Annotated in this window: 3 protein-coding genes and 1 pseudogene; 2 read left to right on the top strand and 2 right to left on the bottom strand. The window is 44.8% G+C overall.

Annotated elements, in window-relative coordinates; translation table 11 throughout:
• Together H740_RS07020 and H740_RS07025 are read left to right on the top strand one after the other, a co-directional pair.
• Positions 1 to 426 (top strand): trimeric intracellular cation channel family protein (locus H740_RS07020; RefSeq protein WP_002952749.1); only part of this gene is annotated, 426 nt, incomplete at its 5' end.
• 180 nt (positions 427 to 606) lie between these two features.
• Positions 607 to 1,311: pseudogene (locus H740_RS07025) on the top strand (DUF1963 domain-containing protein).
• Positions 1,312 to 1,502: 191 nt separating this feature from the next.
• Here the strand turns inward: H740_RS07025 and acpS are convergent.
• Entirely contained in the window at positions 1,503 to 1,856 is a 354-nt protein-coding gene (gene acpS / locus H740_RS07030) for a holo-ACP synthase (RefSeq protein ID WP_002952753.1), read from the bottom strand.
• The coding region (locus tag H740_RS07035; protein ID WP_002952756.1) for a flagellar basal body-associated FliL family protein at positions 1,853 to 2,167 on the bottom strand (315 nt) is incomplete at its 5' end. The genes H740_RS07035 and acpS, both read right to left, overlap by 4 nt.

Raw genomic sequence — 2,167 nt, forward strand, 5'->3', positions numbered from 1 at the left:
GCTCCGTGCATCATCGTGATGGCGATGCTCTTTCTCTCGGCGTTTTTGCGCCTGCACAAGCGAAGCGATATCGAGAAAAAATTCCTTTTCGTCACCACCGACGCCGTGGATCTGGTGAGCTTTTCTATCGTCGGAGCGATCGTGGCGCTGCAGTTTGGCTACAACGTCTTTGGCGTCGTCCTACTCGCGCTTTGCAACGGCGTGGGCGGCGGCATGATACGCGACGTGCTGTTTAACGAGATCCCTTGGTGCCTAAAAACGGGGCTTTATGCGACGGTTAGCATTGTCGTGGGGCTGATTTATTTCGCGATGGATTATGCGGGATTTACGAGCGTATTTTGGGTGATGGGGCTTTTTGCGTTTGGCATCGTGTTTAGGCTTGCGGCGTATTATCTAGGCTGGCATTTGCCGACATTGCAGAAGTAAAATTTGGCTAACTTTTTGCTGCGATGCGTTAAATTTGAGAAATTGCAAAATTTACGCGCAAGATATGAAAATACGGATCTGAGCGTATAACTAAAGAGATAAAAAGCTATGCTAAAAATGCGGTGGAAATTTTGCCAAAAGAAAGCGCTGATCGGCAAATAGTGCTAGGCGCGTCGAAATTTGAGGGACCACTGGATCTACCGCGAAGCGAGCCGTGGACAAAACTGGAAAAGTGGCGAGCCGATTGATTTTATAGTACAGATAAATTTTGGCGAAGTTTCGGAATTTGATACCCAGAGCGAGTTGCCGAGTCGCGGTATGCTTTATCTCTTTTACGATTGCGCTCAGATGCCGTGGGGATATGATCCAAAAGACGGCGCTTTTAAAAAGGTGGCTTATACTGAGGATACGATCGAGCTAGAGCGTAAGGTTGCGCCGTTTGAAAGAGACGAATCGTTTGCGGCGACTTCGTTAAATTTCGCAAATGAGACCGAGTTGCCGGATTTGGAGAGTGATTTGGTCGGCGATATCGAGATGAGCGATGATGAAATAGACGCGTATTGGCAGATGGCGGATGATTTTTGCGAGCGGCGCAGTGAAAATAAGATTTTAGGGCATTCGGACAATATCCAAGGCGGCATGGAGCTAGAGTGCGAGCTTGTGACAAACGGCTTTTATTGCGGCGGCGATGAGGATTATAGCGGGCTGAGGTTTGAAAATTTTCGGCAAAATATCGGCGATCAGGCGCTGCCACTATAAATCGGTGACAATAATGAAAACGAGATAATGCAGTGTAGTCGCGGTAAAATTTATCTATGGATCAGAAAAAGCGATCTGTGCGAGAAGAAATTTGATAAAAGTTGGCTGGTGTTGCAGTGTGATTAAATCTGCGGCTGTGGTTGGGTTTACGGGCTTAAATTTGAGCAATGTAAAAAAATCGGCGCGGATAAAAACAGTATCAAATTTAGCTTGCGTTTGTCGAGTAAAACAGGGTTTGTAGCAGTTGTTAAATTTGACTAACTTATGATTTGATTTAGCTGTAAATTTCAGCCCATATCCGAGCTAAATTTGAAAGTCTAATCCGCCCTTTGTAGTATCGCAGCGGCGATAGCAAAGCCTCCGTCGTGGCTAATGGTGATTTGCGCGTCTTTTAGATTAAAATTTTTTATGATTTTTTCTGAGAGCTTTACTTTGGGGGCGTTTTTCTTGTCTTTGTAAATTTGAGCGTCAAAGAATGAAAACTCAGCTGAGATTCCGCAGCCAAGAGCTTTGCTGATAGCTTCCTTAGCTGCAAAAAATCCCGCTATCGTAGCGTCTGTTTTTGCGATATTTATTTCGTCGTCGCTTAAAAAATATCTCAAAAAATCCTCGCCTCGCCGCTCTTTAAGCTTCGAGATACGCGAGATCGCTACGATATCTATGCCGATCATTGCACCACAAAGTCGGTAAAGTAGATGTTTTTTATGTGACCGTCGGCCAAAACCTCGTTTAGACGGTCGACTATCTCGTCTTTTAGGCGGTTTTTGCCTTTTTGAGTGCTTACTTCTTCATACGTTTTAGATGAGAGGGTGGATACTATGATGTCCCTGATTAGCGGTTTTTTCTTGTCGATTTCAGGCGTTAGCGTCTCGGCGCTAAGCTCTAAATCTACTTTTGTTTTTAGGTATCTTGAGCCGCTTTCGCTAAGTAAATTTACGATAAACTGATCGAGCGGATAAACGGGTCCCATATTTATGTAGTC

The organism is Campylobacter showae CC57C (assembly GCF_000344295.2).
Taxonomy (GTDB): domain Bacteria; phylum Campylobacterota; class Campylobacteria; order Campylobacterales; family Campylobacteraceae; genus Campylobacter_A; species Campylobacter_A showae_B.